Annotated in this window: 15 protein-coding genes; 5 read left to right on the top strand and 10 right to left on the bottom strand. The window is 68.4% G+C overall.

What is annotated here, in order from left to right; genetic code table 11:
* Nucleotides 1-178: 178 nt before the first annotated feature.
* From ACXAFN_RS03860 to ACXAFN_RS03820, 9 genes are all read right to left on the bottom strand, one after another.
* Nucleotides 179-892 (bottom strand): response regulator, encoded by a 714-nt coding sequence (locus ACXAFN_RS03860; protein ID WP_474986327.1) that lies wholly within the window; start codon nucleotides 890-892, stop codon nucleotides 179-181.
* A complete protein-coding gene (locus ACXAFN_RS03855) occupies nucleotides 889-2,328 on the bottom strand; it encodes an ATP-binding protein (protein WP_474986325.1) in 1,440 nt (479 codons plus the stop codon). Before ACXAFN_RS03855 ends, ACXAFN_RS03860 begins: the two co-directional genes overlap by 4 nt.
* 83 nt (nucleotides 2,329-2,411) lie before the next feature.
* Entirely contained in the window at nucleotides 2,412-3,467 is a 1,056-nt protein-coding gene (locus ACXAFN_RS03850; RefSeq protein WP_474986323.1) for a LacI family DNA-binding transcriptional regulator, read from the bottom strand.
* Between the two features lie 185 nt (nucleotides 3,468-3,652).
* Nucleotides 3,653-4,957 (bottom strand): ABC transporter substrate-binding protein, encoded by a 1,305-nt coding sequence (locus ACXAFN_RS03845; protein ID WP_474986321.1) that lies wholly within the window; start codon nucleotides 4,955-4,957, stop codon nucleotides 3,653-3,655.
* Between the two features lie 92 nt (nucleotides 4,958-5,049).
* Nucleotides 5,050-6,156 carry an ABC transporter ATP-binding protein gene (locus tag ACXAFN_RS03840; protein ID WP_474986320.1) on the bottom strand — a complete coding sequence of 369 codons (1,107 nt, stop codon included), beginning with the start codon at nucleotides 6,154-6,156 and terminating at the stop codon, nucleotides 5,050-5,052.
* 45 nt (nucleotides 6,157-6,201) lie between these two features.
* Nucleotides 6,202-7,818 carry an alpha-glucosidase family protein gene (locus ACXAFN_RS03835; protein ID WP_474986319.1) on the bottom strand — a complete coding sequence of 539 codons (1,617 nt, stop codon included), beginning with the start codon at nucleotides 7,816-7,818 and terminating at the stop codon, nucleotides 6,202-6,204.
* Nucleotides 7,819-8,014: 196 nt separating this feature from the next.
* Nucleotides 8,015-8,857, bottom strand: coding sequence for a carbohydrate ABC transporter permease (locus ACXAFN_RS03830; RefSeq protein WP_474986318.1), 843 nt, complete (start codon nucleotides 8,855-8,857; stop codon nucleotides 8,015-8,017).
* A complete protein-coding gene (locus ACXAFN_RS03825) occupies nucleotides 8,854-9,828 on the bottom strand; it encodes a carbohydrate ABC transporter permease (protein WP_474986316.1) in 975 nt (324 codons plus the stop codon). Before ACXAFN_RS03825 ends, ACXAFN_RS03830 begins: the two co-directional genes overlap by 4 nt.
* Nucleotides 9,829-9,843: 15 nt before the next feature.
* Nucleotides 9,844-11,112, bottom strand: coding sequence for an ABC transporter substrate-binding protein (locus ACXAFN_RS03820; protein WP_474986315.1), 1,269 nt, complete (start codon nucleotides 11,110-11,112; stop codon nucleotides 9,844-9,846).
* A 367-nt stretch (nucleotides 11,113-11,479) separates the two neighbouring features.
* Between ACXAFN_RS03820 and ACXAFN_RS03815 the strand changes: the two genes are divergently transcribed.
* From ACXAFN_RS03815 to ACXAFN_RS03795, 5 genes are all read left to right on the top strand, one after another.
* Nucleotides 11,480-12,997 carry a carbohydrate porin gene (locus tag ACXAFN_RS03815; RefSeq protein ID WP_474986314.1) on the top strand — a complete coding sequence of 506 codons (1,518 nt, stop codon included), beginning with the start codon at nucleotides 11,480-11,482 and terminating at the stop codon, nucleotides 12,995-12,997.
* A gap of 115 nt (nucleotides 12,998-13,112) precedes the next feature.
* Entirely contained in the window at nucleotides 13,113-15,821 is a 2,709-nt protein-coding gene (gene malT, locus ACXAFN_RS03810; protein ID WP_474986313.1) for an HTH-type transcriptional regulator MalT, read from the top strand.
* Nucleotides 15,822-15,965: 144 nt separating this feature from the next.
* The gene (locus ACXAFN_RS03805) at nucleotides 15,966-17,654 is read left to right on the top strand and encodes an alpha-amylase family glycosyl hydrolase (protein ID WP_474986311.1); all 1,689 of its coding nucleotides are present in this window, start codon (nucleotides 15,966-15,968) and stop codon (nucleotides 17,652-17,654) included.
* Nucleotides 17,642-18,757, top strand: a complete 1,116-nt coding sequence (gene ugpC, locus ACXAFN_RS03800; protein ID WP_474986309.1) for a sn-glycerol-3-phosphate ABC transporter ATP-binding protein UgpC — start codon at nucleotides 17,642-17,644, stop codon at nucleotides 18,755-18,757. Before ACXAFN_RS03805 ends, ugpC begins: the two co-directional genes overlap by 13 nt.
* A gap of 114 nt (nucleotides 18,758-18,871) precedes the next feature.
* On the top strand, nucleotides 18,872-19,444 hold the full coding sequence (locus ACXAFN_RS03795; RefSeq protein WP_474986307.1) for a maltose acetyltransferase domain-containing protein: 573 nt from the start codon (nucleotides 18,872-18,874) through the stop codon (nucleotides 19,442-19,444).
* A gap of 331 nt (nucleotides 19,445-19,775) precedes the next feature.
* Here the strand turns inward: ACXAFN_RS03795 and malG are convergent, their stop codons facing one another.
* A complete protein-coding gene (gene malG, locus ACXAFN_RS03790) occupies nucleotides 19,776-20,666 on the bottom strand; it encodes a maltose ABC transporter permease MalG (RefSeq protein ID WP_474986305.1) in 891 nt (296 codons plus the stop codon).
* Between the last annotated feature and the right edge of the window lie 6 nt (nucleotides 20,667-20,672).

Below are 20,672 nucleotides of genomic sequence, written 5' to 3'. Positions count from 1 at the left end.
TCTGAAAAGTCGGCGAGCGAAGGCTAGACAAGGCAAAAAAGCAGCGAGAAGCCGGAGTTTACGGGGTGTAAATGAGGACTTCGAGCTGATTTTTAACGCGGTATAGCCGAGCGCAGACAGTTTTCAGACTTTGCCTAGGCGATCTCGCCGGCGGCGGCGAGCCCGGGGCGCGATCGCCTCACTCCTCCGGCTGGTACTTGTAGCCGACGCCGTAGACCGAGCGGATGATCTCGCGCTCGGGCCACACCTCGGCGATCTTCTTGCGCAGCTTCTTGATGTGGCTGTCCACGGTGCGCTCGGAAACGATGCGGTGGTCGCGGTACATGTGGTCCATCAGCTGTTCCCGGGAGAAGATCCGGCCGGGCGACTGCATCATCACCCGCAGCAGCTGGAACTCGACGGCCGTCAGCCCCAGGTCCTGGCCCCCCGCCAGCGCCCGCCAGCCCTCCTCGTCGAGGTTCAGGGACTGCTCGTCGGCGACCTCGCCGAGGCCCTCGGCGGCGCGGCTGCGGCGTAGCACGGCCCGCGCCCGCGCCACCACCTCGCGGGGGCTGAACGGCTTGCAGATGTAGTCGTCGGCGCCGAGCTCCAGGCCCAGCAGGCGATCGACCTCCTCGACCCGGGCGGTGAGCATGATGATCGCCACCCGGGGCCAGCGCTGGCGGATCTCCCGGCACAGGGTCAGGCCGTCGGTGCCGGGCAGCATCAGGTCCAGCAGCACCAGTTCGGGGCGCGCCTCGCGGTCTTCGAGCCAGGGCAGCACGGCGTCGCCGTGATCCAGGTGATGGGGCGAGAAGCCGCTGCCCGACAAGTAGTCGGCCACCAGGCGGGCGATCTTGGGTTCGTCCTCGACGATCAGGACGGTATCGGTGTCGATTGCCTGTGGGCTCATGCGTCTTCCTCCCTGAGTTGATGGTCGGCGATGGCGGGAAACGTCAGGCTCCAGCATAGCCCGCCGAGCGCCGAGGCACTGGCGCTCATCTCGGCGCCGTGGGCGCGGGCCAGGGCCATGGCGATCGACAGCCCCAGGCCGCTGCCGCCGCTGGCCCGGTTGCGCGAGCCCTCGACCCGGTAGAGGCGCTCGGTGAGCCGCGGCAGCTCCGCCTGCGGTACCCCGGGGGCGCTGTCTTCCCAGCGCAGCCGGTAGCGATCGCCCTCGGCGCTGAGGCTGACCCGCAACCGCCCCGGGGTCTGGGTGTAGGCGCAGGTGTTGTCGAGCAGGTTGGTCCACAGCTGGCGCAGGCGCTGGGTGTCGCCGCGGATCCAGGCCGGGCCGGGGATATCGGTGTCCAGCGTCAGCTCGGCGTCGGCGAGCCAGCTGCCGGCCTCGTCGAGGCGCGCCTGCAGGCTCGCGGCCAGGTCCAGCGGCGCCAGTTGCACCTCGAGGGCGCCGGCGTCGCTCTGCGACAGCAGCCGCAGGTCGGCCACCAGGCGTTCCAGCTGGCCGACCTCCTGGGCCAGCGAGCCGAGGCTGTCGAGGTCCAGGGCGCGGATGCCGTCCTGCATGGCCTCGATCTCGCCGCGCAGTACGGCGAGCGGGGTGCGCAGTTCGTGGGCGATGTCCGAGACCCAGCGGCTGCGCGCCTCGCGGCTGGCCTCCAGGGTGGCGGCCAGGACGTTGAAGTCCCGCGACAGGCTCGACAGCTCGTCGCGGCCGCGCTCGGGCAGGCGGATGCTGTAGTCGCCCTCGGTGAGCCGGCGGGTGGCCAGCGTCATGCCGCGGGCCCGGCGCCCCAGCCACCAGGACAGCCCCCCGGCGAGCAGCAGCGAGGCCAGCCCCAAAGCGGCGACGATGATCGCCAGGTTGCGGCGCTGCTGGCTCAGGAAGATGCGATCCATGCGCGCCATCAGCTGCTGCGGCGGGCGATAGCCCAGGGTGCCGACCTGTTCGCCATCGCTGAGGATGGGCAGCCAGCGCAGCTCGGCGGCCTCCAGGTCGTTGTCCGGCGGCAGGCCGATCACCGGCAGGCCCTCGGCATCGTGGAGCACGAAGTCCTTGGGGTCGCCCAGGCGGCGCTCGATGCCGTCCGGCGGCGGGGCGTCGCCGGGCCACAGCTGGCGGCGCACCACGTGGTGCCAGGCCCGCGGCGACTGGCGCAGCCACTGCCAGTCGCCGCGCCACGCCCACTCCTCGGCGAGCCCGTTGGCCAGGGTCTCGGCACGGCGGGTCTGGGTGCGATCCAGGTACTCGATGAAGCCCTGGTCCAGGCTGCGCGAGATGGCGATGAACACCAGGCCCGAGATGGCCACGTTGACCACCAGGATGATCACGAACAGCTTGATGCCGAGGCGGGACACGGCCGAAGGCAGGGCGTCTCGGAGGGACATGGCAGGGCTCTCGTCGGGGCAGGCAAAGGGCTCCAGCCTAGCGCAAGCGGCCGCCGGGAGGATGCAATTCCGGTGCAAGTCGGTCAGGGACAGGTCTCGCCGACCAGCAGCTCGGTGGCCAGCCGCCGGGAGGCCATCGGCTCCAGGCCGAGGATCATGCGGGCCGCGACGCGGCCCTTCTCGACGCTGTCCTGGCGTACCGTGGTCAGCCGCGGCGAGCGGTACTGGCCCTCGGCGATGCCGTCGAAGCCGGTGATGCGCAGGTCCTCCGGGATGCGCAGGCCGCGCTGCTCGGCCAGGGTCACCACGGTCAGGGCGATGCGGTCGGACATGCACAGCAGCAGGTCGGGGCGCTGTTCGGCGGGCAGGTCGAGGATCTCGGCGACCACCGGCGCGCAGACATCGAAGGTGTTCTCCTCGATGTTCCACATCGGCACCCCGGCCGGGTCGATGCCGTGCTCGGCGAAGGCGCGGTGGAAGCCGGCCAGGCGCGAGCGGGTGATGGTGCGATCGGCGGGCAGCAGCTCCTGGTCGGGGGCGATGCGGGCGTTGCAGGGGTGCCGGGTGAGCCGCAGGTTGATGACCGCGGGGCGCCGGGGAGGCGTGGCCAGGGCGTGATCGGCGATGGCATGGCAGGCCGGCTCGTCGTCGACGTGCACCGTGGGCTGGCCCTCGAGGTCGAAGTCCACCGCCACCAGGGGGCGCTGGCCGGGCAGCGGCAGCTCGTCGAGCAGCAGCAGGCTCGGCATCAGCCCGTAGATGATGAAACCGTCGGCGATGCTCGACGAGCCGGGCATCTGCGACACGTCCTGGCGGCCGGACAGCAGCAGCAGGGTGTGGCCATGGGCGTCCAGCACCTCGGCGATGCCCGACAGCAGCTCGCTGGCCACGGCGTCGTTGAGACTGTAGGTCAGGCTCTCGGCCAGCACCACGGCGACGATCTGCGAGCGCCCGGTGCGCAGGCTGCGGGCCTTGGCGTCCGGGCCGCGATAGCCGAGCTGCCGGGCCTCGGCGAGGATGTGCTCGCGCAGCTTGGGCGACAGCTGATCGGGACGGTTGAAGGCGTTGGAGACGCTGGCCGTGGAGACGCCGAGGTGCTGGGCCAGGTCCTTCAGGGTGATGCGGCGAGGCGAAGACACGGGCGGCTCGATTCCTGAACGGGAGAGTGGGAGTATCTGTATCGATTTAGTTAGGAGTCTATCATAGCCGCCGGCCCCGAAAAGGCCCAGCCCCGCCGCCGGGGCGACGCGCTGGCCCCGGGCAGGGGCGGCACCGCATCGGGCCCGGAGGGGAGGGCCACCCTCCGGGAATGGACCGGGGAAACTTACCAGCCGCGCCGGCCGATCCGCTCGAGCTCGTCGGACAGTTGTGCCACGCCCGCCTCGGCCTCGAGGTGCCCCGCCAGCACCAGGTGGGCGATGTTGAAGAAGGCATTGGAGACCCGCGCATAGGCCTCGCCGGTCACCGCGGCCGGACGCGCCACGCCGTGGCGCAGCGTCTCGTAGAGCTCGCCCATGGCCGGGTTGCTGGCCAGCACCGCCTCGTCCCGGTAGAGCGACTCGATGGTCGGGTTGCGTCCCATCTTGACCGCATGGGCCTTCTGCTGAGGCGCCGCGGTGAGGTAGGCCACCAGGTCGGCGGCCAGCTCCGGGTGCTCGGAGTAGCGTGACGCGGCGAAGTTCCAGCCGCCCAGGGTGGCCTTCGACTCGCCCTCCGGGCCGTGGGGCAGCGGCGCCATGCCAACCTTGCCGGCCACCGCGCTGCCGTCCTCCTGGGACAGCGACCAGACATAGGGCCAGTTGCGCAGGAACAGCGCGTTACCGGACTGGAAGATGCCGCGCGTCTCCTCCTCGGTATGGTTCAGCGCGCCCTGCGGCGAGATGGTGCCGACCCAGGAGGCGGCCAGGTCCAGGGCCGCGGCGGCGCGGGGGTTGTCGATGGTCACCTCGCCGGTCTCGTCGACCAGGGTGCCGCCGCCGTGGCTGGCGACCCACTCCAGGGCGTTGCAGGTCAGGCCCTCGTAGGCGCGCCCCTGGAAGCTGTAGCCCCAGAAGTCGTCGTTGCCGGCCTCGCGCTCGGCGGCCTGCACCGCCGCGGCGGTCTCGGTGAGCGCCTGCCAGGTCTCGGGCACCGGGTAGCCGTGTTTCTCCAGCAGGTCCTTGCGGTAGTAGAGCAGGCCGGCATCGGTGTACCAGGGCATGGCCACCAGCCGGTCGTCGATGGTGTTGTTGGCGATCAGGGCCGGGAAGTGGCCGTCGGTGACGGTCTTCGGCAGGTACTCGTAGAGGTCCAGCAGGTGATCGTCGAGCAGGCCCGGCCAGACGATGTCGACCATCATCACGTCGATATCGCTGGAGCGGCTGCTCAGCAGCTGCTGAAACAGCGTGAGTTTCTCGGTGGTGTCGTTGGGCGTGGAAATGACCTCGACGCTGTGGCCGGTCTGTTCGGCCCACTGGCGGGCGAGCTCGGGGCAGTAGTCGGAGGCGTCGCCGGCGCCACAGGCGATCGAGAGCTCGGTGGCCAGGGCCTGGGGGGCGGCCAGGACGGCGCCGCCGAGCAGCAGGGTGCCGATGCCGCCCTTGAGCAGCGGCGGCAAGGGGCGTGAGGGGGGCGTCGGTAAGTGAGGCATGCATGTTCTCCGGCGTTGTGATTGTCATGGGGAGAGGAAAGCGGTGGGGCGACACCGGACGCGCGGCGTCCGGCGCCTCTTGGACGGGGGGATCAGGCCGCCTGGCGCCGCCCGGCGAGGCCCAGCGCCCGGTCGTCGGCGTCGAACAGGTGGACGTGCTCGAGCTCCGGCACCAGCGCCACCCGCTGGCCGATCTCCCAGCGGCTGGGCGCCTCGCTGCGGTGGATCAGCAGGGTGTCGCCGGCCTTGGGCTCCAGGTAGACGTAGACCTCGTTGCCCAGATACTCGACGTTGACGATCTCGAAGGCGTTGTCGCCCCGGGCCTCGGCCAGGCACAGGTGTTCGGGGCGCACGCCGAGGGTCAGCTCGGCGCCGCGGGCTTCGCCCCCGGCGTCCTGGGGCAGGGTCAGCTCGCCGAGGCCCGGGGCCTTGACCTTGCAGCCTTCACTGTCGCTGTTCACCAGCTCGGCCGGCATGAAGTTCATGGTCGGCGAGCCGATGAAGCCGGCCACGAAGCGGGTCGCCGGTTGCTGATAGAGGGTCTGGGGGCTGCCGACCTGCTCGACGCGGCCGTCGCGCAGCACCACGATCTTGTCGGCCAGCGTCATCGCCTCGACCTGGTCGTGAGTGACGTAGACCATGGTGGAGCCCAGGCGGTGGTGCAGGCGGGCGATCTCGTTGCGCATCTGCACCCGCAGCGAGGCGTCCAGGTTGGAGAGCGGCTCGTCGAACAGCAGGATGCGCGGCTCGCGAGCCATGGCACGGCCCATGGCCACGCGCTGGCGCTGGCCGCCGGAGAGTTCCTTGGGCTTGCGGTGCAGCAGTTCCTCGAGCTGCAGGATGCGCGCCGTGGCCATCACCCGCTGCTCGACGGTTTCCTTGGCGGTCTTGGCCAGCTTGAGGCCGAAGGCCATGTTGTCAAAGACCGTCATGTGTGGATAGAGGGCATAGGACTGGAACACCATGCCCACGCCGCGCTCGCGGGGCGGCAGGTCGTTGACCACGCCGTCGGCGATCCTCAGTTCGCCGTCGGTGATCGATTCGAGCCCGGCGATCAGCCGCAGCAGGGTGGACTTGCCGCAGCCGGAGGGGCCGACGAAGACCACGAACTCGCCGTCGCCGATCTCGAGGTCGACGTCCTTGATGATATGGGTATGGCCGAAGACCTTGTTGAGCTTGTCGAGCGTCACGCTTGCCATCTGGCGACTCCTTGCCGACCTCGCAGACCGGCATTCTTGTAGGGGTTAACTGTCGAGCTGGATGAAGGCGGCCTGGTAGGGGGGCAGCGTCAGGCTGTGCCCGTCGAGAGCGGCATCGAAGCCGTGGCCGTCGAGCGGGGTGCCGGACCGCGGCAGCGTCGTGCTCAGGGGCTCGCCGCCGAGATTGAAGACACAGAGAAGCTTCTCCTCGCCCTTCTCGCGGATGAAGCCGAGCAGGTCCTCGCCGACGTCGACCAGTTCGAGATCGCCGTCGATCAGCGCCGGGTGATCCCGGCGGAAGGTCAGCAGGCGGCGGGTGGCGCCCAGCACCGAGTCGGCCTGGTTCTGCTGGCGCGCCACGGCCAGCGGCAGGTGGCGACTTTCCATTGGCAGCCAGGGCTCGACGGTAGAGAAGCCACCCTGGTCGCCCGCGGTCCAGGGCATCGGCGTGCGGCAGCCGTCGCGGCCCTTGAACTCCGGCCACAGCACCTTGCCGTAGGGGTCCTGGAGGCGCTCGAAGGGCACCTCGGCCTCGGGCAGGCCCAGTTCCTCGCCCTGGTAGAGGCAGACGCTGCCGCGCAGCGACAGCACCATCGCCAGCGTCACCTTGGGGTAGGCCACGGGGTCTTCGTCCGCGCCCCAGCGGGTGGCGCTGCGCACCACGTCGTGGTTGGACAGCGCCCAGCACGGCCAGGCATCGCCGGCCAGGCGCTGGAAGCGCTCGATCACCTCGCGGATATAGGCCGGCGAGTGCGGCTCGTTGAGCAGATCGAAGGTGTAGGCCATGTGCAGCTTGTCGTGGCCCTCGGTGTACTCGGCCATGCGTTCCAGCGGGTTGTCGTCACCGATCTCGCCCACCGTGGTGGTGCCGGGGAACTCGTCCATCAGCGCGCGCAGGTCGCGCAGGAAGTCGAGGTTCTCCGGGCGGCTCAGGTCGTGGACGTGGCGCTGCCAGGTATAGGGGTTGGCGTCCGGGGCGCCGAGCGTCTTGGCCTCGCCGGCGGGCACCGGCGGGTTGTCGCGCAGTTCGGCGTCGTGGAAGTAGAAGTTGACGGTGTCCAGGCGGAAGCCGTCGACGCCGAGCTCGAGCCAGAAGCGCATGTTGTCGAGCTGGGCCTGGCGAACCTCCGGGTGGTGGAAGTTGAGGTCCGGCTGGCTGGCCAGGAAGTTGTGCAGGTAGTACTGGCGACGACGGGAGTCGAAGGTCCAGGCCGAGCCGCCGAAGATCGACAGCCAGTTGTTGGGCGGCGTGCCGTCGGGCTTGGGATCGGCCCACACGTACCAGTCGGCGCGGTCGTTGCTGCGGTCCATGCGGCTCTCGGCGAACCAGGGGTGCGCCTCCGAGGTATGGCTGATCACCTGGTCGATCATCACCTTCAGGCCCAGCGCATGGGCGCGGGCCAGCAGCGCCTTGAAGTCGTCCAGGGTGCCGAACATGGGATCGACGTCGCGGTAGTCGCTGACGTCGTAGCCGAAGTCGGCCATCGGCGAGGTGAAGAAGGGCGACAGCCAGATGCCGTCGACGCCCAGGCTCGCCACATAGTCGAGCTTCTCGGTGACCCCGGCCAGGTCGCCGATGCCATCATGATTCGCGTCCATGAAGCTGCGCGGGTAGATCTGGTAGATGACGCCGCCGCGCCACCAGAAGGTCGTGTCTTGCATTGGATTTCCTTGAAGCATGGTGCCACAGAGCTAGCCGTGTCGAAGCCCGGGACGGCTCTGCGGCCAGGCGCTTTGCGAAGACGCGATAACCCCTTCCCTGGGCGCTCCATTCTTCATCCATGAAGAATGAGCTTCGCGTCGGCCTGTCCCCAGCGTCCCCCGGCGACTCAACGATGATGGTGCTGCACAGCAGGCGTTATCCCTTGACGGCACCGGCGGTCAGCCCGGAGACGATGCGGCGCTGGAAGATCATCACCAGGATGACCAGCGGCACGGTGACGGTGACCGAGGCGGCCATGATCGGGCCCCAGGGCAGTTCGTGCTGGCTGCCGCCGGAGATCAGGGCGATGGCCACCGGGACCGTGCGCTGGTCGTCGGTGAGGGTGAAGGTCAGGGCGAACAGAAACTCGTTCCAGGCGGCGATGAAGGCCAGCAGGCCGGTGGTCGCCATGGCCGGCCACATCAGCGGCAGGAATACCTTGGTGATGGTCACCCAGGGGGTGGCGCCGTCCATGATCGCCGCCTCCTCCAGTTCCATGGGCAGCTGGCGCATGAAGGTGGTCAGTACCCAGACGGTGAAGGGCAGGGTGAAGATGGTGTAGCTCAGTATCAGCCCGCCCGGGTTGTTGTAGAGGTTCAGCGTGCGGATCACCTCGAACAGTCCGGACAGCACCGCCACCTGGGGGAACATCGACACGCCGAGGATCGTCAGCATCACCGTGGCGCGGCCGCGAAAGCGCACCCGGCCCAGGGCGTAGGAGGCGGTGATGCCGAGCAACAGGGCGATGAATACCACCGAGAGCGAGATGACGATGGAGTTGAAGATGGCACGCACGAAGCTCTTCTGGGTGAAGATCTGTGCGTAGTTGCCGAAGTCCAGGGACGACAGCCAGAAATCGACGCGAAACAGCTCGCTGGAGGGCTTCAGCGAGGTGATCACCGCGTAGTAGAAGGGGAAGACGGCGTAGACCAGCACCACGGCGATCAGGGCGTAGAGGCCGACGCGCTTGGCGAGCTTGATGAGCTGATACGAGTTCATTGATCGACTCCCAGTTGACGGCGGCCCAGGTAGAGGTAGATGACCACGGCCAGGGCGATGATCAGGAACAGCAGGGTGGAAGCGGCGCTGCCATAGCCCACGTCCTGGAACTCCACCAGCTGCTGGCGGGCGTAGATCGACATGGTCATGGTGCTGGTGGAGTTGGAGGTCAGCACGTAGATGACGTCGAATACCCGCAGGGCGTCGAGCAGGCGGAAGATCACCGCCACCAGCAGCGCCGGGGTGATCAGCGGCAGGGTCACGCGGAAGAACACCTTGACCGGATGGATGCCGTCGACCTCGGCGGCCTCGAAGCAGTCCCTGGGCAGCATCTGCAGGGCGGCCAGCACCAGCAGGGCGACGAAGGGAATGGTCTTCCAGACATCGACCATGATCACCGCCCACATCGACAGGCTGGCGTCGGCGGTCCAGGCCAGGGGCGCGTCGATCAGCCCCAGGCCCATCAGCAGGTGGTTGATGATCCCGAACTGGTCGTTGAGCATCCAGGCCCACATCTTGGCCGAGACGATGGTGGGAATGGCCCAGGGGATCAGCACCGCGGCGCGCACCAGCATGCGGCCCTTGAATTCGGCGTTGAGCAGCAGCGCGACGATGATGCCGAACACCACCTCCAGCGACACCGACACCACGCTGAAGTAGACGGTGTTCCACACCGAGGTCCACCACACCGGGTCGGTGAGCAGGCCGTACCAGGCGCCGTCGTCGTAGACCAGGTAGTTCTCGAAGCCGATCAGCGCCGCGCCGGCGGTGTCCGACAGCGAGGCATCGGTGAGGCTCAGGTAGAAGGTGCGCGCCAGCGGCCAGCCGGCCACCAGGGCCAGCGCGACCAGCATCGGGGCGAGGAAGGTCCAGGCGGCGCGGACCCGCTGACGGCGCACCTTGGTGCCGCGATAGCCCGTGGGCTGGCGGCGGGCCGAGTCGGGCGCCTGTTGGGTGATGGGTGTCGACATGGCAGGCCTCCCGGGTTACCAGCGGCGACGCTTGATGCGGGACAGCTCGCTATCCAGCTCGGCGACGGCGTCGGCACCGCCCTGCTCGCCGGACAGCACCCCGTGCGCGGCGTTGAAGAAGGCGTTGCTGACCCGGCCGTAGTGGTCGCCGGTGACGGCGGAGGGGCGGGCCACGGCATTGGTGAAGGTGTCGTAGAGGGTGCCGAAGAAGGGCACCGCCTCGAGCACCTGCTCGTCCGCATAGAGCGCGGTGAGGGTGGGGTTGTAGGCTGCCTCGATGGCGCGGCGCTTCTGCTCGGCCTCGCCGGTCAGGAAGGCCACCAGGTCGGCGGCGAGCTCGGGGGCTTCGCTGTACTTCGAGACCGCCAGGTTCCAGCCGCCCAGCGCAGCAGAACTGTTCCCTCCGGGGCCGTTGGGCAGCTTGACCACGCCGACCTTGCCGGCCACCTCGCTGTCCTCGCTCTGGGCCAGCGACCAGGCATAGGGCCAGTTGCGCATGAACACGGCATTGCCGGACTGGAAGATGCCGCGGGCCTCTTCCTCGGTGTAGTTGAGCGCGCCCTGCGGGGCGATCTCGCCGATCCAGCTCGCGGCCAGGTCCAGCGCCGCGGCGGCGTTGGCGTTGTCGATGGTGATCTCGCCTTCGGCGTCGACGAGGGTGCCGCCGCCCTGGCTGGCCACCCACTCGAGCGCGTTGCAGGTCAGTCCCTCGTAGGCGCGGCCCTGGAAGACGTAGCCCCACATCTTGTCGTTGCCGGCCTCGCGCTCGGCGGCCTGGATCTCGGTGGCGATGTCGGTCAACTGCTGCCAGGTCTCGGGCGGCGCGACGCCATGCTGTTCGAGCAGGTCCTTGCGGTAGTAGAGCACCCCGGCGTCGGTGAACCAGGGCATGGCCACCAGCCGGTCGTCGACGGTGTTGTTGGCGACGATGGCCTCGAAGTGGCCGGCGGCGGCGTCTTCACCGAGGGGCTCGCGAAGATCGACGAGGTGGTTGGCCAGCAGGCCCGGCCAGACCACGTCGATCTGCAGCACGTCGATGTCGCCGGAGCGGGCCGACAGGATCTGCTGATAGAGCGACAGCCGCTCGGTGGAGGAGTTGGGCGTGGAGACGATCTCCACGTCATGGCCGGTCTCGGCCTCCCAGGCCTCGACGCCCTGCTCGCAGAGCTCGAGTTCGGCGCCCACCGCGCCGCAGGAGATGGTCAGGTCGGCGGCGAGTGCCGGGGTGGCACCGGCGGCGCCCAGCAGGGCAAGGCCGGAGGCGATCAGGGACTGGCGTTGCATGGCTTACCTCAGTCGCTTGTTGTTGTCGAGCGTCGGCCTCGCGGTCAGGGAGGAAGCGACCGCACTGCCGAGGATGTCTTAAACGATTAAGTCGTGTCGCTCAGTTAAGCGATGGCGAGACGGCTTCGCAACCTAGACTTTCGTCGTGATATCGCGGTCGGAAGCGGCAGAATCTTGTTTATTTACTATTTTTTTCGGCCTTGCGCCGTTGTTTAGACGTAAGTCTTGTTTTTCTTACGTCACTTAGTAGCTATCGTCTGAAACGATTAAGTTCCAAGGCGTGCCATGTCGGTCGTTTCCAGGCTGGCAAGCTCGACAGGCATCGCCGGACGAGATCCCATGCGACAACAACAAAGGCATTATCACGATGACATTTCCGACCCAACGCCCCCGCAAGTCACCGCTCGTCATGGCCGTGGCCGCCGCCGCTCTGAGTGCCAGCGGCCTGGCCGCCGCCCAGACGACCAGCGACCTCGAGGCCCGGCTGGCCGAGCTGGAACAGCGCATCGTCGCCGCCGAGCAGCGCGCCGCGGCCGCCGAACGGCGCGCCGATGAGGCCGAGCAGGAGGTGGCCGCGCGGCCGTCCGACGAGGAGCTGGAGACCCGGCTGGCGGCCGTGGAACGTCACGCCAACGGCGAGGAGGGCTTCTCCTTCAACGCCTATGCCCGCTCGGGGCTGCTGATCGGCGACGATGGCAAGAGCACCGAGGGCGGCCCCTATCTGACGCCGGCGGGCGCGCAAGGGGGCGCCGTGGGGCGGCTGGGCAACGAGCCGGACACCTACGCCGAGGCGATCCTCAACTACAAGATGCGCTTCGACAACGGCGCCAAGGCCCACTATCGGACCATGATCGCCGACGGGGTCGAGACCAGTAACGACTGGACCGCCGACGAATCGAGCCTCAACGTGCGCCAGGTCTACGTCGAGTTCAGCGACCTGCCGAGCTTCACCGGCGCCTTCGAGAACGCATCCATCTGGGCCGGCAAGCGCTTCGATCGCGACAACTTCGATATTCACTGGCTGGACAGCGACTTCATCTTCCTGGCCGGTACCGGCGGCGGCATCTACGACATGCAGCTGGCCGACAACTGGACCTCCAACCTGTCCATCTACGGCCGCAGCTTCACCGACTTTCCGGTCGACAGCATGAACCCCGCCGCCGACACCGGCAGCACCGACAATCTCATCCTCACGTCCAACAACTACTTCGGAAACTGGCAGTGGATGGTCAGCGGCCTGAATGCCACCGACAACGACGAGCGCCTGACCGAAGGCAATATCAACGCTGCGGATAGCGGCCTACACACCATGGTGGCCTACCACGGCGATGACTTCTTCGGCCTGAGTGACGGCAACTTCAAGGCCGCGGTCATGCATGGTCAGGGGCTTGGGGCCGAGACCAAGAGCATCGGTTCCAACGGCAACCTGAGCGATGACGCCACCGCCACGCGCCTGGGCCTGTATGGCACCACCTACCTGGCGCCCAGGTGGCGCGTGGCGCCGGCGATTCTGGCTGAGACCAGCGAAGACCGCTATGTCGACGGTGACCAGTACGACTGGGCGACCTTCAACGTGCGCCTGGCCAACGAGCTGACCGAGAACTTCGAGATGCAGTACGAAGGCAGCTACCAGTGGATGGACATCTCGCCGGAAGGCTACGGTGGCAACAATGCCGTCGAGGGCGATTACACCAAGTTGACCATCGCCCCGACCTTCAAGCCCGAGGTGGGCGGGTTCTGGAAGCGCCCGGAGATTCGCCTGTTCGCGTCGTGGAGCGACTGGGACGAGGAACTCAACGACTACTCGGCGGATGACGCCTTCGGCAGCTCTGGCTTCACCGGTGACGAGTGGGCCTTCGGGGTGCAGAGCGAGATCTGGTTCTGACCAAGATCCACCTGGCCGAGCGCTGTTCGATGCTTGCCCGCGGCAATGGTGCCGCGGGCCTTTTGTATGGGGCCGATGCCTCGTTCCCCCCGCCTGTTCATCGGGAGCTAGATACATGCCGTTGCTCCAGGAAAAGCTCGTTCCCCCTGTGTTCCCGGCCACCCTGGTGGCGCGGCCGCGTCTCAATGATCGCTTCGCCCTCGACGAGCGCATCCGCCTGCTGGTGGTGCAGGCATCTCCCGGCTATGGCAAGAGCACTCTGGTGGCCGAACGGCTGGCGGCATTGGAACAGCCCGCCGCCTGGCTGCGTCTCGACCCCCGCGATGACGATGCCCGACGCTTCGCCGATTACTTCGGTGCGACGCTGGATCGCCTGTGCCGCGAGCGGCTGGGTTTCTCGTTGCTTCCCTCCGGGGGTGCGACTCTCGATGAGTGCATCGATGCCTGGCTGGCCAGCCTGCCGACCGAGGCCCCGCCCTGCCGTCTGGTGATTGACGAGTTCGAGCATATCCATCACCCCGACATCCTCGATGGCCTCGTCCACTGGCTGCGCCACCAGCCGCGCTGGCTGACCCTGACCCTGGTATCGCGCACCCGGCCGGCGCTCGGCCTGCCGGGCCTGCGGCTGCGCGGCGAACTGGAGGAGGTCGGGCCGGCGGAGCTGGCCTTCGACGCCGAGGAGGCCCAGACGCTGTGCGCCGAACAGCTCAGCTTCCCGCCCACCCGGGTCAGCCTGGAGCGCGCCCTGCGCCTGACGGGGGGCTGGGTGATGGCCCTGGACTGGCTGATCCAGCGCACCACCACCCGGGCCGGTTTCGACAGCCTGCTGGAGCGCCTGGGTGGCAGTCACCCGGACTTCGTCGCCTGGTTCGATGACTTGCTCGAGGCCTGTCTCGACGAACCCGACCGCCGGCTGCTGTTGCAGCTCGGGGTCCTGGAGCGCTTCTCCCCGACGCTGGTGGCGCGTCTGCTCGAAGGGGAGCAGGTCACTCAGCGTCTCGAGGCCCTGGAAGGGGCCGGCCTGTTCCTGGAGCGCCCTGATCCTCATGACCAGTGGCTTCGCTTCCAGCCCCTGTTCGCCGGTTACCTGCGCCATCGCCGCCATGCGCTGAGCCTCGTGTCCCAGCGCCAGCTGCATCGCCGTGCCAGCCAGGCCTGGCTGGCGCTGGGCGATCCCACGCTGGCCCTGGCCCAGGCCATCGAGGCCGATGATCCCGAGGCGCTCACGGCGCTGGTGGAGGCCCAAGGCCCCCAGCTGCTGGCCCATGGCCACTTCGCGCTGCTGGCACGGGCCCTGGCGACGCTCGGGGAGACACGCCTGTGTGCCTCGCCCCGGCTGACGCTGCTGCATGGCTGGGTGTCCCACGCCCAGTACCAGTTCGGCCGCACCGCCCAGGCCATCGGCTGGATCGAGGCCCAACTCGAGGAACCCGCCTGGCAGGAGCTCGCCGCCGAGTTCGCCACCCTGCGCGCCCAGCTGGCGATCAACCAGGGCGATGCGGAGCGTGCCGCGCCGCTGGCCGAGCAGGCGCTGACCCGACCGGCCCGCTACCTGGCCGCCACGCCGGTATCGGCCGGCGCCATCCTCTGCGAGGCGCGCTTCGTGCAGGGCCGGCTCGAGGAATCGCTGGCGCGGATCCACGAGGTGGAGCGTGAGGCGAAGCGCATCGGCGACGACCAGCTGATGCTGTGGGCGCTGTGCCACCATTCGGAGACCCTGGTCGCCCAGGGCCGGCTGCAGGCCGCCTACGACATCCAGGAACGCGCCTTCGCGCATATCGAACACAGCGGGCTGGATCGGCTGCCGGTCGCCGAGTTCCTGTATCGCATCCGTAGCCAGCTGCTGTGGGAGTGGCACCGCCTGGACGAGGCCGAGCAGGCGGCGCTGGCGGGCATCGCCCTGCTCGACCGCCAGGGCGAGCGCTGGACCCTGCAGTGCCATGTGAGCCTGGCCAAGGTCGCCCAGGCCCGCGGCGACCAGGCGCAGTGTGCCGATCACATCCGCCGCCTTCGCAAGATACTCGCCGATGGCTACTATCACATCGACTGGCGGGCCAACGCCCATGCCACCCTGCTGGCCTGGTGGCAGGCCAGCGACGACCATGATGCCGTGGCCCGCTGGCTGCAGGAGGCGCCGCCCGCCGAGCCCGACACCGCCAGCAATCACTTCGCCCAGGCCAACGTGCGCAACCACGCCCGGGCCATGATGCTGCTCGGCCGGCCCGACGAGGCCCGCCCACTGCTGGAATCCCTGGAGACCCAGGCCGCGCGTTTCGGCCTGGTCACCGATGCCAACCGCAACCGGCTATGCCTGGCGCTCCTGGAGTGGCAGTGCGGCCATGAGACGGCGGCCCTGGATCACCTGGCCGGGGCGCTGGAGCTGGCCTCGCGCACGGCCCTCACCGGCAGCTTCCTGCGCCTGGGGCGAGCGCTTGCCGACATGCTCACCCGGCTGCTCGAGACCCGGGAACTGGACGAGCTGGCTCGTCGCCGCGCCGAGCGGCTGCTCACCCTGGCCGGCCGTCAGCGCGACTTCGGCCGCGCCGTGCGCCTGATGCTCGACGAGGCGGTGATCGCCGACATCGTCGCCCGCCCCGATGTCCCCGAGCTGATCCGCACCTCACCCCTGACCCGCCGCGAGTGGCAGATCCTGGGGCTGATCCATGCCGGACTCTCCAACGAGCAGATCGCCGAGCAGCTGTCGGTGGCGCCCACCACCATCAAGACGCATATCCGTAGCCTCTACCAGAAGCAGGGCATCCGCCGCCGGGAGGAGGCCATCGCCCTGGCCGGCGATCTCCTCGCCCGTATCCAGGGGGAGTAGGAGGCGCCTCCTCCCCCCGCCTACGCCCGTCGCCCACCCTGCGGGAGGATTTCTCCCGACGGCCCTGCCGCCACCATGAGCGTGACGTTTTGCACCTCGGTATCGGCCCGCCGACACCGGCGATTCACCATAAGGACCCGGCACATGACCACAGACACTTCCCAGTACCTCGGCCGACAGGGCGCCGACTGGTGGCGCGGCGCGGTGATCTACCAGATCTATCCGCGCAGCTTCATGGACGCTGGCGGCGACGGCATCGGCGACCTGCAGGGCGTGATCGACAAACTCGACTACATCGCCTCGCTGAACGTCGATGCCATCTGGCTGTCGCCGTTCTTCACCTCGCCGATGCTCGACTTCGGCTACGACGTCAGCGACTACCGCGACGTCGATCCCATGTTCGGCACCCTCGAGGACTTCGACCGCCTGGTGGAGGCCGCCCACGCCCGCGGCCTCAAGGTCACCATCGACCAGGTGCTGTCCCATACCTCCGACCAGCATGCCTGGTTCCAGGAAAGCCGACAGAACCGCGACAACCCCAAGGCCGACTGGTACGTATGGGCCGACCCCCGGCCCGATGGCGCCCCGCCCACCAACTGGCAGGCGATCTTCGGCGGCTCCGCCTGGCAGTGGGACACCCGGCGCTGCCAGTACTACCTGCACAACTTCCTGGTCGAGCAGCCGGACCTCAACTTCCGCAACCCGGAAGTGGTCGAGGCCATCCTCGGCGAGGTGCGCTTCTGGCTCGAGCGCGGCGTCGACGGCTTTCGCCTGGACGCGGTGAACTTCTGCACCCATGGCGAACTCAGGGACAACCCGCCGCGGGAAGATATCGCCGAAGGCTTTATCGGCGTGCGCCCCGATAACCCCTACGGCTACCAGCAACATATCCACGACAAGACCCAGCCGGAGAACCTGGCCTTCCTGGAGCGGCTGCGGGCCCTGCTCGACGAATACCCCGGTACCACCAGCGTCGGCGAGGTCGGCGACGACGACTCGCTGGGCGTGATGGCCGAATATTCCCAGGGGGGCAAGCGTCTGCACATGGCGTACTCCTTCGATCTGCTCGTCGAGCGCCACGACCCCGAGTATCTGCGCGGGACCCTCACCGAGATGGAGGCGCGCATCGGCGATGGCTGGCCCTGCTGGGCGCTGGGCAACCACGACGTCACCCGCCTGGCCACCCGCTGGGGCGCCGAGGGCAATGACGCTGCGCTGCGCCTCTATCTGGCCTTCCTGCTCACCCAGCGCGGCAGCGTCTGCCTCTACCAGGGCGAGGAACTGGGCCTGAGCGAGGCCGAACTGACCTTCGAGCAGCTGGTCGATCCCGCCGGCATCACCTTCTGGCCGGCCTACAAGGGTCGCGACGGCTGCCGCACCCCCATGCCGTGGCAGGCCGACGCCCCCCACGGTGGCTTCTCCGGGGCCGCGCCCTGGCTGCCGGTGCCCGACGCGCACCTGGGGCTGGCCGTGGACCAGCAGGAGCGGAAGCCGGACTCGCTGCTCAACGCCACTCGCGCCTTCCTGGCCTTTCGCCGTCGGCATCCGGCGCTGGTCCGGGGCGACGTCGCCTACCATCCGGTGCGCGACGAGGTGCTGTGCCTCGAGCGACGCCATCCGGCGAGCGCTCCCGGCCAGCGCCTGCTGGTGGCGCTGAACTTTTCCAGTGAGCCTCGCGAGCTGCCGGCGCCGCGCGCCGCGCGCGCCCTCGATGACGCCCCGGCGATGGTCAACGGCCAGTGGCAGGAAGGCACTCTGCGACTTCCGGCCTATGGCATCGCCATCGCCCACTGCCCGCCATCCGACCAGGAGGATTCGTCATGGGACATCTGACACTGAGCGGCATCGGCAAGGACTATGACGGCGTCGAGATCTCCCGCGACATCGACCTGACCATCGAGGACGGCGAGTTCGTGGTGTTCGTCGGCCCCTCGGGCTGCGGCAAGTCGACCCTGCTGCGCATGGTCGCCGGGCTTGAGGACATCACCCGCGGCGAGATGTGCCTGGACGGCGAGCGGATCAACGAGCCCCCCCCCCAGGAGCGCGACATCGGCATGGTGTTCCAGTCCTACGCGCTCTATCCGCACATGACGGTGGCCGAGAACATGGCCTTCGGCCTCAAGCTGGCGCGCACCGACAAGGCCGAGATCCGCCGCCGCGTCGAGCACGCCGCCGACATCCTGCAGCTCTCCAAGCTGCTCGAGCGCAAGCCCAAGGACCTCTCCGGCGGCCAGCGCCAGCGGGTGGCGATCGGCCGTACCCTGGTCAAGGAGCCGGCGGTGTTCCTGTTCGACGAACCGCTGTCCAACCTGGATGCCTCGCTGCGCGTCGAGATGCGGGTGCAGATCGCCGAGCTGCACAAGCGCCTCGGCGCCACCATGATCTACGTGACCCATGACCAGGTCGAGGCGATGACGCTGGCCGACCGCATCGTGCTGCTGTCGAGCGGCAGCATCGCCCAGGTGGGCGCACCGCTGTCGCTCTACCACTTCCCGAAATCCCTCGAGGTGGCCGAGTTCATCGGCTCACCGCGCATCAATACCCTGCCGGTGACGGTGGTCGACCCGGGCCCGCGGCGCACCGGGGTGCGCCTGCCCTCCGGCGAGACGCTAGCCGTGGCGGTAGACGGGGGTGGCCTGGCGGCCGGCGATACCGCCACTTTGGGAATTCGCGCCGAGGACTTCGTCGCCCCCGAGCAGGGCGAGGCGATCCTCGAAGCCAGGCTGATGGTGGCCGAGAAGCTCGGCTACGAGACGCTCGCCCACCTGCAGGTCGAGGGCGCCGAGGGCACCGTGACGCAGCGCCTCGACGGCCTGGCCCATCTCGAGGAGCACCAGGTCGTCGACCTGGGCCTGGCCGGCGACCACTGCCACCTGTTCGGCCCCGATGGCCAGGCCTGCCCGCGTCGGGTGGAGATTCCCGGCATCGCCCACTGAGGTATCTGCTCACGCCGCCCCGGGGCTTGGCCCCGGTCAGCCCGGGACGACAGCAAGGATCACCCGATTGGCCCTGGGATGTGGGGCCTGGATACGCGACAGGGGACGACACGAATGACCGAACGCGAGAAAATGCTGGCGAGCGAGCTCTATGACCCCCGCGATGCCGAATTGCAGGCGCTGCGCCGCCGGGCACGCCTGTTGACGCGGGCCCTTAACGACATCCCTGATGATGAAGAGGACGAGCGCGCCCGCTTGCTGTCAGAACTCATCCCCCATGCCGAGCCAGACCTCTGGATAGAACCGCCTTTCTACTGCGACTATGGCTGCCATATCTGGTTGGGCGAGAAGGTCTTCTTCAACTTCAACTGCGTCGTGCTGGATGTCGCACCGGTAACGATCGGCGATAACGTGCTGTTGGGCCCCGGCGTACAGCTCTATACGGCCACCCACCCGCTGGATGCGGAGACCCGTCGCTGCGGGCGGGAGGCAGGACGCCCCATCACCATCGGCGACGACTGCTGGATCGGGGGCGGCGCCATCGTCAACCCGGGCGTGTCGGTCGGCCCTCGCAGCGTCATCGGTGCGGGCAGTGTCGTGACGCGCGACATCCCGGCCGATGTGTTTGCCGCGGGCAATCCCTGTCGCGTCATTCGCATGATCGAGAACCGAGCCATGGAGGAATGACCCCGCGACGGGGCTGCTTCATCATCGAAGCGGGCTCGCTCAGATGCCCTCACCGTTCACGCCCCGGCGCTTGCGCCCGGGGCGTTTTCGTTGCCGTGCTTCATGCCGTCTGGATGGGGAACCTTCTCTCCTTCGTCGGGAAAGCGCGATGAATCCCGATGTCCAGGGTTCCTGTCGGAGTTCGCCAGCGGCTCGGCGGGACGACTTCCATGCCGACTGCCCGGCGTAGCGTCTCCCCTCTTGATTCGCCGGATCCCGCATGAAAAACCCGGCCGACTGGCCGGGAAGCAAGCATCCTGTCAGGGCGAGGAAAGCCGTGTGGGGTGAGGGGTCAGCCCTTCACGCCGCCGGCGGTGAGCCCGCCGGCGATCCAGCGCTGGCACAGCAGGAAGGCCAGGGTGATGGGGAGCCCTGAGAGCACCGCCGCGGCGGCGAAGTCGCCCCAGCGCTGGTTGTGCTCGGCGAGGTACTGCTGGGCGCCCACGGCCAGGGTCAGCTTGTCCTCGTCGAGCAGCAGCACCGAGGCCATGGGGTATTCCATGATCGACATGATGAAGGCGAGGATGAACACCACCATCAGGATCGGCACCGAGAGCGGCAGCAGGATGTGCCGGAAGGCCTGCCAGGTGCTGGCGCCGTCGACCATCGCCGCCTCTTCCAGGGAGCCGTCGATGGACTCGAAGTAGCCCTTGATGGTCCAGATATGCAGCGCCACCGCGCCCAGCGAGGCGAGGATCAGCGCGCCGTGGGTGTTGAGGCCCAGCCAGGGCACCAGCTGGCCGAGGCGATCGAACAGCGCGTAGAGCGCCACCAGCGAGAGCACCGCGGGGAACATCTGGAAGATCAGCATGCCCTTGAGGATCGGTGCCTTGCCCTTGAAGCGCATGCGCGCGAAGGCGTAGGCGCAGGTGGTGGAAAGCGCGAGGATCATCAGCGACGAGGCCACCGCCACCTTGATCGAATTCCACAGCCACAGCATGACCGGGAACGGCGGCTGGACGAGGGTGCCGTCGGGGCGTTCCCAGGGGATGCCGAAGGCCAGCGCCCAGTGCTCCAGCGAGAAGCGCTCGGGGATCAGGCTGCCGGTGGCGAAGTTGCCCTCGCGGAAGGAGATCGAGATCACCAGCAGCAGCGGGAATACCACCAGGCTGACGAAGCCCAGCAGGGCGAGGTGGGCGCCCAGCTTGCGGGTGCGGATCGAACGGGGTTGAACCATGGCCATGGGATG

The sequence above is a fragment of the Halomonas sp. ABH4_019 genome (assembly GCF_056159885.1).
Note: the sequence above shows the minus strand (reverse complement) of the source record. Positions and strands in the feature narration are given on the sequence as shown.

What these genes read in the sequence shown, in the direction of transcription:
- ACXAFN_RS03830 (WP_474986318.1), bottom strand. Translation starts at nt 8,857, where the DNA reads ATGAACTCGTATCAGCTCATCAAGCTCGCCAAGCGCGTCGGCCTCTAC.
- ACXAFN_RS03815 (WP_474986314.1), top strand. Translation starts at nt 11,480, where the DNA reads ATGACATTTCCGACCCAACGCCCCCGCAAGTCACCGCTCGTCATGGCC.
- ACXAFN_RS03805 (WP_474986311.1), top strand. Translation starts at nt 15,966, where the DNA reads ATGACCACAGACACTTCCCAGTACCTCGGCCGACAGGGCGCCGACTGG.
- ACXAFN_RS03840 (WP_474986320.1), bottom strand. Translation starts at nt 6,156, where the DNA reads ATGGCAAGCGTGACGCTCGACAAGCTCAACAAGGTCTTCGGCCATACC.
- ACXAFN_RS03855 (WP_474986325.1), bottom strand. Translation starts at nt 2,328, where the DNA reads ATGTCCCTCCGAGACGCCCTGCCTTCGGCCGTGTCCCGCCTCGGCATC.
- ACXAFN_RS03820 (WP_474986315.1), bottom strand. Translation starts at nt 11,112, where the DNA reads ATGCAACGCCAGTCCCTGATCGCCTCCGGCCTTGCCCTGCTGGGCGCC.
- ACXAFN_RS03860 (WP_474986327.1), bottom strand. Translation starts at nt 892, where the DNA reads ATGAGCCCACAGGCAATCGACACCGATACCGTCCTGATCGTCGAGGAC.
- malT (WP_474986313.1), top strand. Translation starts at nt 13,113, where the DNA reads ATGCCGTTGCTCCAGGAAAAGCTCGTTCCCCCTGTGTTCCCGGCCACC.
- ACXAFN_RS03835 (WP_474986319.1), bottom strand. Translation starts at nt 7,818, where the DNA reads ATGCAAGACACGACCTTCTGGTGGCGCGGCGGCGTCATCTACCAGATC.
- ACXAFN_RS03825 (WP_474986316.1), bottom strand. Translation starts at nt 9,828, where the DNA reads ATGTCGACACCCATCACCCAACAGGCGCCCGACTCGGCCCGCCGCCAG.
- ugpC (WP_474986309.1), top strand. Translation starts at nt 17,642, where the DNA reads ATGGGACATCTGACACTGAGCGGCATCGGCAAGGACTATGACGGCGTC.
- ACXAFN_RS03845 (WP_474986321.1), bottom strand. Translation starts at nt 4,957, where the DNA reads ATGCCTCACTTACCGACGCCCCCCTCACGCCCCTTGCCGCCGCTGCTC.
- malG (WP_474986305.1), bottom strand. Translation starts at nt 20,666, where the DNA reads ATGGCCATGGTTCAACCCCGTTCGATCCGCACCCGCAAGCTGGGCGCC.
- ACXAFN_RS03795 (WP_474986307.1), top strand. Translation starts at nt 18,872, where the DNA reads ATGACCGAACGCGAGAAAATGCTGGCGAGCGAGCTCTATGACCCCCGC.